The organism is Fusicatenibacter faecihominis (assembly GCF_020686945.1).
Classification (GTDB): Bacteria; Bacillota; Clostridia; order Lachnospirales; family Lachnospiraceae; genus Limivivens; species Limivivens faecihominis.
Window position 1 is genome coordinate 183,812 of sequence record NZ_JAJEPR010000002.1, and the last position, 14,124, is coordinate 197,935.

Sequence of the window (14,124 nt, forward strand, 5' to 3'; positions counted from 1 at the left end):
AGAATTTCAAATGATAGATCGCTTACTTCATACCCCGGATGGTGTCCGCGACACACTGAACGACGAATGTCAGAAAAAACAGTCTCTGGAGCGGGAGCTTCATAAAGTGCTGGTTTCCTTCGGGTACCGGGATCTGGAGACACCTACCTTTGAATTTTTTGACGTCTTCGGCAGGGAAGTGGGAACCACACCTTCCCAGGAACTCTATAAATTTTTTGACCGGGAAGGAAATACCCTCGTGCTCCGGCCGGATTTCACCCCCTCCATCGCCCGGGCCGCTTCCAAATATTTCCGGGAGGAGGACAAGGCCGTCCGCCTCTGCTACCAGGGAAACACCTTTATTAACGGCGGCAATTACCAGGGCCATTTAAAGGAGACCACCCAGATGGGAGCTGAGCTTCTAGGAGATGAGAGTCCCGAGGCGGATGCCGAGCTCATTGCCATGAGCGTGGAGCTTCTCAAAAAAGCCGGTCTTCAGGAGTTTCAGGTGAGTGTGGGCCATGTAGGTTTTTTCAAGAGCCTGATGAAGGAGGCCGGTTTTTCTGAGGAGGACGAGGCAAAGATCCGTTCCCTCATCACGATGAAAAACTTCTTCGGAGTCGAGGAGTTTCTCGAAAGCTTTTCTCTCAATGAGAAGCTGAAAAAGGCTCTCATCACCCTTCCGGAGATGTTCGGCAGCAGCGAGGTGCTGGACCGGGCGGAGAGCCTGACGGACAATGAGGAGGCCCTGGCAGCGGTCAAACGCCTGAAGGAGATCTACGAGCTCCTGAAAATTTACGGCGTGGAGAAATACATTTCCTTTGATTTCGGTATGCTGAATAAATATCAGTATTACACCGGCGTGATTTTCCGGGGTTACACCTACGGCACCGGCGACGCCGTGGTAAAGGGCGGCCGCTACGACCATCTTCTGGCCTGTTTCGGAAAGCCTTCTCCCTCCATCGGTTTTGCCGTGGTGGTGGATCAGCTTCTGTCCGCCCTTGGAAGACAGAAAATCGCCGTTCCTGTGGAGCAGGGTCCGACTCTTCTGATCTATGAGAAAAAAGACCGCACTTCTGCCATGATGGAGGCCAACAACCTCCGGAAACAGGGCTGCAGCGTGGTCCTGATGGAAAAGAAGGACACGATGGAAGCCTACGAGGCCTACGGAAAGAGAAACGGTTTTTACGCAGTCAGAAAATTTGATGCTTCTGACAGCCTGGCTATGTAAGGAGGAGCGGAGAACATGAGATATCTGACCATCGCCCTGACGAAAGGGCGTCTTGCGAAAAAGACACTGGAGCTTCTGGAGAAGACCGGCATCACTTGCGAGGAGATGAAGGATCCCGCTTCCAGAAAACTGATTTTTACCGACGAGGAACACAAGCTCAAATTTTTCCTGGCCAAAGGGCCGGATGTGCCCACCTATGTGGAGTACGGAGCTGCCGATATCGGCATCGTTGGCGAGGATACGATCCTCGAGGAACAGCGGAAAATTTACGAGGTGTTGGACTTGGGCTTCGGAAAATGCCGGATGTGCGTCTGCGGCCCCAAAGAGAACGAGGAGCTTTTAAAGCATCAGGAGTTCATCCGGGTTGCCACGAAGTACCCCAACATCGCCAGAGACTTTTTCTATAATAAGAAACATCAGACCGTCGAGATCATCAAACTGAACGGTTCCATCGAGCTGGCTCCCATCGTGGGGCTCACCGAGGTCATCGTGGACATCGTGGAGACCGGTTCCACCTTACGGGAGAATGGTCTTCAGGTGCTGGAGGAGGTCTGCCCCCTGTCTGCCCGGGTTGTGGTCAACCCCGTGAGCATGCGGATGGAAAATGAGCGGATCACCCAGCTGTTAAAAGAGATCAAGGCTGTATTATAGGAGGAAAATGCCATGCGTACCATAAAGCTTACCGAGGAAACCAGAAAAGACCTTCTGGAGAAATTACTGAAGAGAAGCCCGAACTGCTACGGGGAATACGAAGGCCGGGTGACGGAGATTGTCAACACGGTCCGGGCAGAGGGCGACAAGGCGCTGTTCGACTACACCGAGCGTTTCGACAGGGCAAAGATCACGGTGGAGAACATCCGTGTGACTGAGGATGAGATCAAGACGGCCTACGAGGAAGTGGATCCGGAGCTTTTATCCGTCATCCGGAAGGCTCTGGTCAACATCCGTTCCTACCATGAGAAACAGCTGAAACAGAGCTGGTTTGAGAGCCAGCCCTCCGGCATCATTCTGGGCCAGAAGGTACAGGCCCTGGCCACGGTCGGCGTCTATGTTCCCGGCGGAAAGGCCGTCTATCCCTCCTCCGTTCTCATGAACATCGTTCCCGCCAAGGTAGCCGGTGTGGAAAAAATCATCATGTGCACCCCCTGTTCCCCGGAAGGAAAGGTCTGCGCCTCCACTCTGGTGGCCGCAAGGGAGGCCGGTGTTGATGAGATCTACAAGGCTGGCGGCGCTCAGGCCATCGCCGCCATGGCTTTCGGTACGGAGTCTGTCCCGAAGGTGGACAAGATCGTGGGCCCCGGAAACATCTATGTGGCTCTTGCGAAAAAGGCCGTTTACGGTTTCGTGAGCATCGACTCCATCGCAGGCCCCAGCGAGATCCTGGTGCTGGCGGACGAGACTGCGAATCCCCGTTTTGTGGCTGCGGACCTTCTGTCCCAGGCAGAGCATGACGAGCTGGCTTCCGCGATTCTCATCACCACCAGCGAGGAGCTGGCAGCGAAGGTTTCCGAGGAGGTGGACGGCTTCTTAAAGGAGCTTTCCAGAAGGGCGATTCTCGAAAAATCCCTGGAAAATTACGGCCACATCCTCATCGCCGACAATATGGACGACGCTATAGACACTGTCAATGCTATTGCTTCCGAGCATCTGGAGATTGTGACAAAGAATCCTTTTGAACTTATGACCAAAGTGAAAAATGCCGGAGCGATCTTCCTGGGCGAGTACGCCAGCGAGCCTCTGGGCGATTATTTCGCAGGCCCGAACCATGTGCTTCCCACCAATGGAACCGCCCGTTTCTTCTCACCCTTAGGTGTGGATGATTTCATCAAGCGTTCCAGCATCGTTTATTATTCCAAGGAGGCCCTGGAAGCCGTACACGAGGATATCATCCGCTTTGCGAAGGCAGAACAGCTGACGGCTCACGCCAATTCCATCGCGGTTCGTTTTGAGAAGAAGGACGAGGAATAGATCATGGAGAGAAGAGCGGTTGTAAATCGAAAGACCAGGGAGACGGATATCGCCCTGGAACTGAATCTGGACGGAAGTGGCAAGTATGAGATCGATACGGGCATCGGCTTTTTCGATCATATGCTTTCTGGCTTTGCAAGACACGGCTTTTTTGATCTGAAACTTAAAGTCACAGGAGATCTCGAGGTGGACTGCCATCACACAATCGAGGACACCGGAATTGTCCTCGGAAAAGCGATCGCCGAGGCTCTGGGAGACAAGGCCGGAATTAAGCGTTATGGTCATTTCCTGCTCCCGATGGACGAGTGTCTGGTGCTCTCCGCCGTGGATCTCTGCGGCAGGCCCTATCTTTCCTGGGATGCGGAGTTTACGGTGCCGCGCCTCGGGGACATGGACACCGAGATGGCGAAGGAATTTTTCTATGCGGTTTCCTACGCCGCGGCCATGAATCTCCACCTGAAGGTCTTGACACCGGGCAACAATCATCATATGATGGAAGCAATGTTTAAGGCCTTTGGAAAGGCCCTGGATATGGCTGTGAGCCCGGAAAGCCGGACAACAGAAGTTCTTTCCACGAAAGGGAGTTTATAATTATGACACAGAAAAAAATAGCAGCATGCATTTTTTTGAAAGACGGCAGAGCAGTGACGGATTTTTCCGGTAAGACCTTTCTCACTGAGACCTCTCCGGTGATTCTGGCCGAGGAATACGATCACGCGGGAGCGGACGAGCTGGTGATCTTTGACCTCTCTGAGGGAGACGAGGAACACGAGAAAGCCCTAAATATGATCCGTGCCATCCAGCGTCGGGTGGATATTCCGATTATGGGCTGCGGAAATGTAAATCGGGTGGAGGATGTAAAGAAACTTCTCTACGCCGGCTGCCAGAAAGCCGTTTTAAATTTCTCCAAGGAGAGCAACATCGCTCTCACCGAGGAGGTTTCCAAGCGCTTCGGCAAAAACAAAATCGGAATCTCCATCGACAAGCCTCAGGAATATATGCAGAACAATGAGCTGATTGCTGAGTACACCTCCGAGCTTCTTCTCCTTCCGGGAGCAGCCGGACTGATGAAGTCCCCGCTGTCTTCCGAGGTGGTTCTCTGCGATTTTGAGAAAGAGGTGGGCGAGCTTCTTCCGGAGCTTTCCGATATCCTCATCGACGGCATCATGGGAAAACCCGTGGCTGAGCCCGCTGAGCTTTTCCTGAGGGTAAAACAGGAAGCCAAGAAGATGGGCATTTCCGTCAATACCTTTGAAAGCCCCCTGAAATGGGAGGATATGAAGCTCAACGAGGACGGCCTACTTCCCGTAGTTGTTCAGGATCACAAGAATCTCGAGGTTCTCATGGTGGCTTACATGAATCAGGAAGCTTTCGAGGAGACTCTGGTAACGGGGCGTATGACTTATTACAGCCGCAGCCGTCAGGAACTCTGGACCAAGGGACTGACTTCCGGCCATTTCCAGTATGTGAAGAAACTCATGATCGACTGTGATAATGACACCCTGCTGGCTCAGGTAGCTCAGACAGGAGCTGCCTGCCACACCGGCAATCGGAGCTGCTTCTACCGGACTCTGGTGGAGAAGGAATCTCCCCATGTGAACCCCTTAAAGGTTCTGGAGGAGGTCTACGGCGTCATCGAGGACCGGAAGCTTCATCCGAAGGAGGGCTCCTACACCAACTACCTCTTTGAGAAAGGTATCGATAAGATCCTGAAAAAAGTGGGCGAGGAGTGTACCGAGATCGTCATCGCGGCGAAGAATCCGAATCCCGAGGAGATCAAGTACGAGATCGCCGATTTCCTCTATCACTGCATGGTGCTCATGGCTGAAAAAGGAGTCACTTGGGAGGATATCACAGAGGAACTGGCTCACAGAAGATAAAAGGTACATAGTTGGCAGCCGCCGGAAAGTTTTCGGCGGTTGTTTTGCATAAGGCGATTTTCGGCTGCATAAGCATAAGCAAGTCCGTCTGAGAGGAGATTTTTGCATGCAGCAGGAGAGCGATCAGGAAAAAAAGCTGGAGGAGCTGCTTTCTTCCATGCGGGAAACGGCAAGAGAAAACAGAGAAAGCCTGGAGAGCCGGTACGAGCCGGGCCGGGTGGCAGAAAGAGAAGAGGCGGAGGAACGGGAGCCGGCCACGATGCCGGGGAGCGGGAGCTTTTATTTTCGCACCGTCCTCTGTCTTCTGATTTTTCTGGGACTTCTTTTTTTACGAAGGGAGAACCGGTCTGTTTTCGGCCTTTCCTCGGAAGAGCTCCAGGAAACCATAAGTTCGGGAGTGCTCCTTCAGGAAACGACAGAAGATATGAAAAAGTGAGGAAAAAGAGAATGAAGAAACAACTGGTGCTGGCAGCTTTGGCTTTCTGCCTCCTCTTTTCCGACCATTCCATGGCGGCGGAAAAGAACGGATGGAGAAGCGAGTCCGGAGGCTCCGTTTATTATGTGAAGGGAACCAGGGTGAAGGGATTGAAGAAGATCGGTTCCCATACCTATTATTTCAAGAAAGAAGATGGTACCCTTCTGAAAAACCGGTGGCTCCTCTACAAGGGAAAATACTATTATTTTCAGAGCAGAGGCCGGATGGTTACAAGCAGTTGGATCGGGCAGAACTGTTATGTAGGAAAGGACGGCGCTCTTGTCACCAATCAATGGATCGGTAAGAAGTTTGTCGGCGAGGACGGCCGCTGGATTAAGGGCTTTAAGGGCGGCTGGCGGAAAATTAAGGGAAAATGGTATTACTATACCGCCGCGGGCCGGAAGCGGACGGGCTGGATCACCTACAGGAATCAGCGCTATTACTTGGACAAGAACGGCGTCCGTATCACTCAGTTTACGACGATCAATAAGAAGAATTACCAGTTTAACAAGAATGGTATCCTTCAGAAAAGTACCTGGGTGAAACGGAACGGCCTTTATTACCGGGCCGGAGAAAACGGTGTCGTGGATATGAGAGAGGGCTACAATACGAAAGACCCTTCCACGGCTACCCGGATCGTCTATAAGAGCTCTACGATCTTCGTTGATCTCAAAAAGAGCTGGGAGTATGGTACGAACTACTGGACAGCCCATATCAAGGTGAAAAATACGGACCAGCTTAGAAGCTCCATGGCTTACGGAACCTACGGCGGAGCGCTGGAAACCACTTCTGCGGCTCTTACCCGGAACAACGGCATTATCGGCATCAACGGAAGCCGGTATGACGCCAGCGGCCGTCCGGCCTTCAACGCCGTGCTGATCCGGAAGGGCCGGATCTACAATCATGCCCTGGGAACCAGTTATTCCCTCATGGCCATCAAGCGGGACGGCACGATGTACACCCCGAAGCAGGGACTTTCCGCGGAACAGCTCGTGGCGGATGGTGTCTATGATACCTTTGATTTTGGCCCGGCCTTCATCATGAACGGCAGAAATCAGGATATTATCTCTCCTTTTGAGGAGTATCAGAACAACCCCTATCCCAGAAGCGCCGTTGGCATGATCCGCCGGGGAGAGTACGTCCTTCTGGTGGCCGACGGACCCGGCAAAGTCTCCACAGGCTCCAGAGGTCTTGACCATTATCAACTCTGTAATATTTTCCAGCGCTACGGCTGTGTCTACGCCTACCAGATGGATGGCGGCGGTTCTGCCACCCTGGCCTACCGCGGAAGAGTGCTGAACAACCCCTCCGACGGAAGCGAGCGCCCGGTAGCAGATTTCCTGTATTTCCGCGAGTAACGAGCCAAGTAGCCATGCTTGCATGGATATTTGGCGACTACCGCGAGAGTCACATGCCCCGTTGTCTGCAACGGGGTATGTGACCTTCGCGAGTAACGAACCAAGTGTAGAAAATATTTGAAAAATTCCAAATAAAAAAATTTTGAAAAAACTTCTTGACAAATTCCGCAGCATCAGATATAATCTTCAGTGTTGAGGCGGAATAGCTCAGTTGGCTAGAGCACACGGTTCATACCCGTGGTGTCGAGAGTTCAAATCTCCCTTCCGCTACTGCATCGAAGACCTGTGAGGACAAGTTCCTTACAGGTTTTTCTTTTATCTCCACATTGAGAAACTTCTTGACAACACTACCGATCTGGTGGTACGGTAAAGCCGTTGAAAAATACAATCACAATATCATACAGATGAGGTGTAAAAGCATGCAGGAAATGAAACCGATCAAAGAAGGTAAGGTACGAGAGATTTACGACAATGGAGACAGCCTGATCATGGTGGCAACCGACCGCATCAGCTGCTTCGATGTGATTCTGAACAATGTGGTGACCAGGAAGGGCACCGTGCTTACCCAGATGTCCAAATTCTGGTTTAATATGACGAAGGACATTCTTCCGAATCATATGATTTCCACTGATGTCAAGGATATGCCGGAATTTTTCCAGCAGGAGAAATTCGACGGCAACAGCATGATGTGCCGGAAACTGAAAATGCTTCCGCTGGAGTGTATCGTCCGTGGTTACATCACAGGAAGCGGCTGGGCCAGCTACAAGGAGAACGGAACCGTCTGCGGCATCCGCCTGCCGGAAGGCCTGAAAGAGTCTGACAAGCTGCCTGAGCCGATCTACACCCCCTCCACGAAAGCGGAGATCGGCGATCATGATGAGAATATTTCCTATGAGCAGAGCATCGATCATCTGGAAAAATATTATCCGGGCAAAGGAAAAGAGTACGCTGAGAAGCTGAAAGACTACACCATTGCCCTCTATAAAAAATGCGCCGAGTACGCTCTGAGCAAAGGCATCATCATCGCAGACACCAAATTTGAGTTTGGCCTGGATGAGAACGGAAACATCACCCTGGGCGATGAGATGCTGACTCCGGACAGCTCCCGTTTCTGGCCGGCAGACGGCTATGAGCCGGGCCACAGCCAGCCCTCCTTTGACAAACAGTTCGCCCGCGACTGGCTGAAAACCAACCCGGACAACAACTGGACCCTGCCGCAGGAGATCGTGGACAAGACCATTGAGAAATACCTGCAGGGCTATGAGATGCTCACCGGCGAGAAGCTCGCATAAGAAAGCAAAAGGAGAGACCTCCGTATCTTGTGAAAAACAGGATACGGAGGTCTTTTTTGCGTACGGACTTGACAAATGGATGCCGAAGGTATGTATATATTTGAAACAACGTTATGAAACACTGTTATGAATGAGGATAAAGAAATGGCAAAACAGATCGAGGAATTTCATCTGTTATTGGACGCCTCCTATGGAACAAGGTTAGCAGACACTGATCAGCAGGAGGAATCGTGCCCTATTTTGCAGCGGCGAAGATTATTGTTTTGCTGCTGGCAGGAGAGAAAACGTTTGGGGTCTATTTTTGTGGGCGGTAAGAAGGAAACTACGGGCTGGAAGCTGTATAATTCTGGATACAATGTTTTTTTTTCGATAATTTGTTGCAGAAAATTTTTGTATTTGTTATAGTAAGCCCGTACTCAACAAACAAATGCAAAAAAGAAAGGATGTAAGACTGTTATGACAAATTTTGAACAGTGGAGTGGTTTTTCTGGAAGACTGTGGAAAGAGGGCGTGAATGTTCGCGACTTTATCCAGAACAACTACACCCCGTACGATGGGGATGAGTCCTTCCTGGAAGGACCGACGGACGCAACAAATCGTCTGTGGGGAAAACTTCAGGAGTTGCAGAAGGAGGAGAGGGCCAAAGGCGGAGTGCTTGATATGGAGACAGAAGTTGTCAGCGGTATCACAGCATATGGCCCGGCATATATTGACGAGAGCATGAAAGATCTGGAGCAGGTTGTTGGTCTTCAGACAGATAAACCCTTAAAACGTGCGTTCATGCCCTACGGTGGAATCAAGATGGCGGAGAAATCCTGTGAGATGTACGGCTACAAACCCAGCCCGAAGCTTCACGAGATCTTCACTAAGTATCACAAAACTCACAATCAGGCTGTATTTGATATTTACACACCGGAAATGATGAAAGCCCGTCACAACAAGATTCTGACAGGTCTTCCGGATACCTACGGACGCGGAAGAATCGTAGGCGATTACAGAAGAGTTGCCCTTTACGGAATTGATTATCTGATCGAGTCCAAGCAGAAAGATTTCCATGACACCAACCGTCAGGGTATGCGTCGTGGTGATTTCCAGCTTCGTGAGGAGATTGCGGAACAGATAAGAGCCCTGAAGGCAATGAAAGAAATGGCAGCGGCTTACGGCTTCGATATTTCCAAGCCGGCAAAGAATGCTAAAGAGGCAGTTCAGTGGCTGTACTTCGGCTATCTGGCAGCCATCAAGACCCAGAACGGTGCAGCTATGAGCGTTGGCCGTATCTCCACTTTCCTGGATATCTACATCAGCAGAGACCTTGCTAACGGAACCCTGACTGAGAAAGAGGCTCAGGAGCTTGTTGACCATCTGGTAATGAAATTCCGTATGGTTAAATTTGCAAGAATCGAGTCCTACAACCAGCTGTTCTCCGGCGACCCGGTATGGGCAACCCTGGAAGTAGCAGGTCTTGGCATGGACGGCCGTTCCATGGTAACAAAGAGCGACTATCGTTTCCTGCATACTCTCGTAAACATGGGACCGTCTCCGGAGCCGAACCTGACCGTTCTCTATTCTTCTCACCTGCCGGAGAACTTCAAGAAATTTGCTTCTTATATTTCTGTGAAGACCAGCTCCATCCAGTACGAGAACGACGATGTAATGCGTCCGGTATGGGGTGACGACTACTCCATCTGCTGCTGCGTATCCGCAACTCAGACCGGTAAAGAGATGCAGTTCTTCGGTGCCCGTGCAAACCTGGCAAAATGCCTGCTCTACGCAATCAACGGCGGTGTTGATGAGAAGACCGGCGATCAGGTAGGACCGAAATATCAGCCGATCACTTCCGAGTATCTGGATTATGATGAGGTCATTGAGAAATACGACGCTATGATGGACTGGCTGGCTCACCTCTATGTAGGTACCCTGAACATGATCCATTATATGCATGACAAGTACTACTACGAGGCAGCAGAGATGGCCCTCATTGATACCGATGTACGCCGTACTTTTGCTACCGGTATCGCAGGCTTCTCTCATGTGGTTGACTCCTTAAGCGCAATCAAATACGCAAAAGTAAAGACCATCCGCGATGAGAAGGGCATGGTAGTTGATTTCGAGACCGTTGGCGATTTCCCGCGTTACGGAAACGATGATGACCGTGCAGACGATATCGCAGTAAAACTTCTTTCCACTTTCATGGATAAGCTGAGATACTGCCATACCTACCGTGATTCCGAGCCGACAACTTCTATCCTGACTATCACCTCCAACGTGGTATACGGAAAAGCTACCGGTTCTCTTCCGGACGGAAGAAAAGCAGGCGAGCCCCTTTCTCCGGGAGCTAACCCCTCCTACGGAGCAGAGAAGACCGGTCTTCTGGCTTCCCTGAACTCTGTTGCAAAACTGCCGTATGAGCTGGCTCTGGACGGTATTTCCAATACCCAGACCATCAACCCGGGCGCACTGGGCCATGATGACGAAGAGCGTACTCTCAACCTGACTCACGTTCTGGACGGCTACTTCAATCAGGGTGCTCATCATCTGAACGTAAACGTATTCGGTACCGAGAAGCTCATCGACGCTATGGAGCATCCGGAGAAACCGGAGTACGCAAACTTCACCATCCGTGTATCTGGTTACGCTGTAAAATTCATCGACCTGACCAGAGAGCAGCAGATGGATGTTATTTCCAGAACCTGCCACGACAGAATGTAAGGTGCGATCCATGGAAAACCATATGGGGTATGTTCATTCTCTGGAAAGCTTTGGCTCTGTGGACGGCCCGGGAGTCCGTTATGTGATCTTCCTGAGCGGCTGTCCCATGCGCTGCCAGTTCTGCCATAATCCCGATACCTGGGAAATGAAAAAGGGAACCCTTTACAGTGCGGACGACCTTCTTGAGAAGGCTCTCCGTTACCGGAATTACTGGGGGGATAAAGGCGGAATCACAGTCAGCGGCGGAGAACCGCTGATGCAGATTGATTTTCTCACGGAGCTTTTCAGAAAGGCTAAGGAAAAAGGAGTTCATACGACGCTCGATACCAGCGGCGCTCCCTTTACGGAGGAAGGAAGCTGGTTTGAAAAGTGGAAAGAACTCATGAAGTACACGGACCTCGTGATGCTGGATATCAAGCAGATCGACGATGAGCAGCATAAGATCCTCACAGGAAGGACGAACCGGAATATCCTTCGGATGGCGGAAGTCCTCTCCGATATGGGCAAGCCTGTCTGGATCCGTCATGTACTGGTGCCGGAGAGAAGCGATAAAGATGAATATCTTCATCGGCTGGCAGATTTTATCCACACCCTGAAAAATGTGGAAAAAGTGGAGGTCCTGCCGTATCATACCCTGGGAGTTTTCAAATGGGAGGCTCTGGGGATTCCCTACGCTCTGGAAGGAATCAAACCTCCCACAAAAGAGCGGGTGGAAAATGCCGAGCGGATCCTCGGGATCAGAAAATAGAATAAGAAATAACAGGCCCCGGTGTGGCAGGATTTGAACTGCTGTACCGGGGATTTTTGTGAAAAAAATAGATTTTTGGAGTGAAAATATCTGATAATACAGGGAATTTAAAAACATTTTGTATTTCTATATTTTCCTGTTGACAAATCCTTATATGCGGCATATTATGAATATATGAATAGTTGTTCATATGAGACGCCAGGGCTTCAAATGTAAGCGGAGCAATTCGCAGGTGTCGGAGTAAAATATAAGGAGGACATATCTCATGAAGAAAAAATTCAAATTACAGGATCTCGACTGCGCAAACTGTGCAGCAAAAATGGAAGAGGCAATCAAGAAAATCGACGGTGTCAACGATGCAAGCGTGAATTTCATGATGCAGAAAATGACCATCGATGCAGATGACAGCAAGTTCGATGACATCATGAAGGAAGTCGTTACTGTCTGCGCCAAGGTTGAGCCGGACTGCAAAATTCTTCTGTAATCAGTATTGACCCGGGCAGCTGACCCGGGTCTTTCTTTCAAACATACACGAAAGGAAGGTTGAAACAATGACCGACAAACAGAAAAAAACGCTGACGCGTATTCTTGTAACCTTTGCGATATTCGCGGTTCTCTTTGTCCTGGAACACATGGGAAAACTGGAGAATGTAAATACTTTTGTTCTCCTTATTATTTATCTGGTTCCTTATCTCATTATTGGCTATGACATTATCCTGAAGGCAGTGAAAAATATCTTCCATGGCCAGGTATTCGATGAGAACTTTCTGATGATGGTAGCCACCGTCGGAGCCTTTGGCGTGAGAGAGTTCTCCGAGGCCGTAGCCGTTATGCTGTTCTATCAGGTGGGTGAGCTTTTCCAGAGCTACGCCGTGGGAAAATCCCGTCAGTCCATCGCAGCTATGATGGATATCTGTCCGGAATATGCGAACATTGAGTCCGACGGCAAGCTGGTTCAGGTAGATCCGGATGATGTGGAAGTGGGAACCATCATTGTAGTGAAACCCGGCGAGAGAATCCCCCTGGATGGCGTGGTTGTAGAAGGAGAGTCCCTCATCGATACCGCAGCCCTCACTGGAGAGTCCGTACCGAGAAAGGCCGTTGTGGGAGATGAGATCATCAGCGGCTGTGTCAATGGAAGTGGTACCCTGAAAGTCCGCACCACCAAAGAGTTTGACGATTCCACCGTTGCCAAGATCCTCGAGCTGGTGGAAAACGCAAGCTCCAAGAAAGCGAAGGTTGAGAACTTCATCACCAAATTTGCCAAATACTATACGCCGGTTGTTACCATCGGCGCTGTGATCCTGGCAATCCTTCCACCCCTGATCCTCGGCGGAGGCTGGGCTGAGTGGATCCAGAGAGCCTGCATTTTCCTGGTAATTTCCTGCCCCTGTGCTCTTGTGATTTCTGTTCCGATGGGCTTCTTCGGAGGAATCGGAGCTGCTTCCAAGGTCGGCGTTCTGGTAAAGGGCAGCAACTATCTGGAAGCTGTGGCTGAGATGACCACGATCGTTTTTGATAAAACCGGTACCCTGACCCGCGGTGAGTTCCGTGTAACTGAGATCCATCCGGAAAAAGGCACCGAGGCAGAGCTTCTTGAGCTAGCAGCTTTGGGCGAGGGCTATTCCAACCACCCGATTGCACACTCCATCCGGGAGGCTTATGGAAAGACAATCGATATGAACCGTGTCTCTGACGCGGAGGAGGTAGCCGGTCACGGCGTATCCGTAGCGGTGGACGGAAAGAGAGTTCTTCTCGGAAACGAGAAACTCATGAAACAGCAGAACATTTCCTACACAACCTGCAAGAGCCGCGGTACTGTGATCTATGTGGCTGTGAACGGCAGCTTCGCCGGTTCCATCGTGATCTCTGACCGGATCAAAGAGGGAGCCAGGGAGGCCATCGCCAGCATGAAGAAGATCGGTGTGAAACGCTGCGTCATGCTCACAGGTGACCGGAAAGAGGCCGCAGAGCAGGTGGCCTCCGAGATCGGTATCGATGAAGTTCATGCAGAGCTTCTTCCCGGCGACAAGGTAGCAAAAGTGGAAGAGCTTCTGAATAAAGAGAGTGACAAAGAGCGCTTGGCTTTCGTCGGCGACGGTATCAACGACGCTCCGGTTCTGAGCCGTGCCGATATCGGTATCGCCATGGGAAGTATGGGTTCCGATGCGGCCATCGAGGCAGCAGACATAGTTCTGATGGATGACGATATCACCAAGATTGCCTCCATCGTGAAGATTTCCAGAAAGACCCTCCGCATCGTCCGCCAGAATATCGTTTTTGCTCTGGCTGTCAAGGCTCTGGTCCTGATTCTGGGCGCTCTCGGTATGGCAAACATGTGGGAAGCTGTTTTCGCCGATGTAGGAGTTTCCGTTATTGCAATCCTGAACTCCATGCGTGCGCTGAAAATTGACAAAGACTGATTGAGAAGAAAGAAAAGCCCTCCGGTTTGGAAGAGATTCCTGCCGGAGGGCTTTTTTGCGT

General features: G+C 50.8%; 12 protein-coding genes and 1 tRNA gene. All 13 read left to right on the forward strand.

What is annotated here, in order from left to right:
* The first annotated feature begins 10 nt into the window (after positions 1-10).
* The 13 genes from hisZ (at position 11) to LKD71_RS02075 (ending at position 14,063) form a co-directional block, all read left to right on the forward strand.
* Entirely contained in the window at positions 11-1,210 is a 1,200-nt protein-coding gene (hisZ, locus tag LKD71_RS02015; RefSeq protein WP_255632912.1) for an ATP phosphoribosyltransferase regulatory subunit, read from the forward strand.
* Between the two features lie 15 nt (positions 1,211-1,225).
* The gene (hisG, locus tag LKD71_RS02020) at positions 1,226-1,861 is read left to right on the forward strand and encodes an ATP phosphoribosyltransferase (RefSeq protein ID WP_178046967.1); all 636 of its coding nucleotides are present in this window, start codon (positions 1,226-1,228) and stop codon (positions 1,859-1,861) included.
* Between the two features lie 12 nt (positions 1,862-1,873).
* Positions 1,874-3,178, forward strand: a complete 1,305-nt coding sequence (gene hisD / locus LKD71_RS02025; RefSeq protein WP_227614141.1) for a histidinol dehydrogenase — start codon at positions 1,874-1,876, stop codon at positions 3,176-3,178.
* Between the two features lie 3 nt (positions 3,179-3,181).
* Positions 3,182-3,769: an imidazoleglycerol-phosphate dehydratase HisB gene (gene hisB, locus LKD71_RS02030; protein WP_178046965.1), complete on the forward strand. Its 588-nt coding sequence runs from the start codon at positions 3,182-3,184 to the stop codon at positions 3,767-3,769.
* 2 nt (positions 3,770-3,771) lie between these two features.
* Positions 3,772-5,058 carry a bifunctional phosphoribosyl-AMP cyclohydrolase/phosphoribosyl-ATP diphosphatase HisIE gene (gene hisIE, locus LKD71_RS02035; protein ID WP_227614142.1) on the forward strand — a complete coding sequence of 429 codons (1,287 nt, stop codon included), beginning with the start codon at positions 3,772-3,774 and terminating at the stop codon, positions 5,056-5,058.
* A gap of 106 nt (positions 5,059-5,164) precedes the next feature.
* Positions 5,165-5,494 carry a hypothetical protein gene (locus LKD71_RS02040; RefSeq protein WP_227614143.1) on the forward strand — a complete coding sequence of 110 codons (330 nt, stop codon included), beginning with the start codon at positions 5,165-5,167 and terminating at the stop codon, positions 5,492-5,494.
* A gap of 11 nt (positions 5,495-5,505) precedes the next feature.
* On the forward strand, positions 5,506-6,891 hold the full coding sequence (locus LKD71_RS02045) for a phosphodiester glycosidase family protein (protein ID WP_227614144.1): 1,386 nt from the start codon (positions 5,506-5,508) through the stop codon (positions 6,889-6,891).
* 196 nt (positions 6,892-7,087) lie between these two features.
* Positions 7,088-7,161 (forward strand) — tRNA-Met (locus LKD71_RS02050).
* A 149-nt stretch (positions 7,162-7,310) separates the two neighbouring features.
* Positions 7,311-8,183 (forward strand): phosphoribosylaminoimidazolesuccinocarboxamide synthase, encoded by an 873-nt coding sequence (locus LKD71_RS02055; protein ID WP_227614145.1) that lies wholly within the window; start codon positions 7,311-7,313, stop codon positions 8,181-8,183.
* A 456-nt stretch (positions 8,184-8,639) separates the two neighbouring features.
* Complete coding sequence (pflB, locus tag LKD71_RS02060) at positions 8,640-10,892, forward strand: formate C-acetyltransferase (RefSeq protein WP_227614146.1); 2,253 nt, start codon at positions 8,640-8,642, stop codon at positions 10,890-10,892.
* Complete coding sequence (pflA, locus tag LKD71_RS02065; RefSeq protein WP_331466352.1) at positions 10,858-11,640, forward strand: pyruvate formate-lyase-activating protein; 783 nt, start codon at positions 10,858-10,860, stop codon at positions 11,638-11,640. The genes pflB and pflA overlap by 35 nt, the downstream gene beginning before the upstream one ends.
* Before the next feature lie 265 nt (positions 11,641-11,905).
* Positions 11,906-12,124, forward strand: coding sequence for a cation transporter (locus LKD71_RS02070; protein ID WP_178046870.1), 219 nt, complete (start codon positions 11,906-11,908; stop codon positions 12,122-12,124).
* A gap of 67 nt (positions 12,125-12,191) precedes the next feature.
* Complete coding sequence (locus LKD71_RS02075) at positions 12,192-14,063, forward strand: heavy metal translocating P-type ATPase (RefSeq protein WP_227614147.1); 1,872 nt, start codon at positions 12,192-12,194, stop codon at positions 14,061-14,063.
* Positions 14,064-14,124 lie beyond the last annotated feature (61 nt).

Excerpts from the sequence above, each read along its gene's own strand:
- LKD71_RS02055 (WP_227614145.1), top strand. The coding sequence starts at position 7,311 with ATGCAGGAAATGAAACCGATCAAAGAAGGTAAGGTACGAGAGATTTAC.
- LKD71_RS02045 (WP_227614144.1), top strand. The coding sequence starts at position 5,506 with ATGAAGAAACAACTGGTGCTGGCAGCTTTGGCTTTCTGCCTCCTCTTT.
- hisG (WP_178046967.1), top strand. The coding sequence starts at position 1,226 with ATGAGATATCTGACCATCGCCCTGACGAAAGGGCGTCTTGCGAAAAAG.
- LKD71_RS02075 (WP_227614147.1), top strand. The coding sequence starts at position 12,192 with ATGACCGACAAACAGAAAAAAACGCTGACGCGTATTCTTGTAACCTTT.
- hisB (WP_178046965.1), top strand. The coding sequence starts at position 3,182 with ATGGAGAGAAGAGCGGTTGTAAATCGAAAGACCAGGGAGACGGATATC.
- pflB (WP_227614146.1), top strand. The coding sequence starts at position 8,640 with ATGACAAATTTTGAACAGTGGAGTGGTTTTTCTGGAAGACTGTGGAAA.
- hisIE (WP_227614142.1), top strand. The coding sequence starts at position 3,772 with ATGACACAGAAAAAAATAGCAGCATGCATTTTTTTGAAAGACGGCAGA.
- LKD71_RS02070 (WP_178046870.1), top strand. The coding sequence starts at position 11,906 with ATGAAGAAAAAATTCAAATTACAGGATCTCGACTGCGCAAACTGTGCA.
- LKD71_RS02040 (WP_227614143.1), top strand. The coding sequence starts at position 5,165 with ATGCAGCAGGAGAGCGATCAGGAAAAAAAGCTGGAGGAGCTGCTTTCT.
- hisZ (WP_255632912.1), top strand. The coding sequence starts at position 11 with ATGATAGATCGCTTACTTCATACCCCGGATGGTGTCCGCGACACACTG.
- pflA (WP_331466352.1), top strand. The coding sequence starts at position 10,858 with ATGTTATTTCCAGAACCTGCCACGACAGAATGTAAGGTGCGATCCATG.
- hisD (WP_227614141.1), top strand. The coding sequence starts at position 1,874 with ATGCGTACCATAAAGCTTACCGAGGAAACCAGAAAAGACCTTCTGGAG.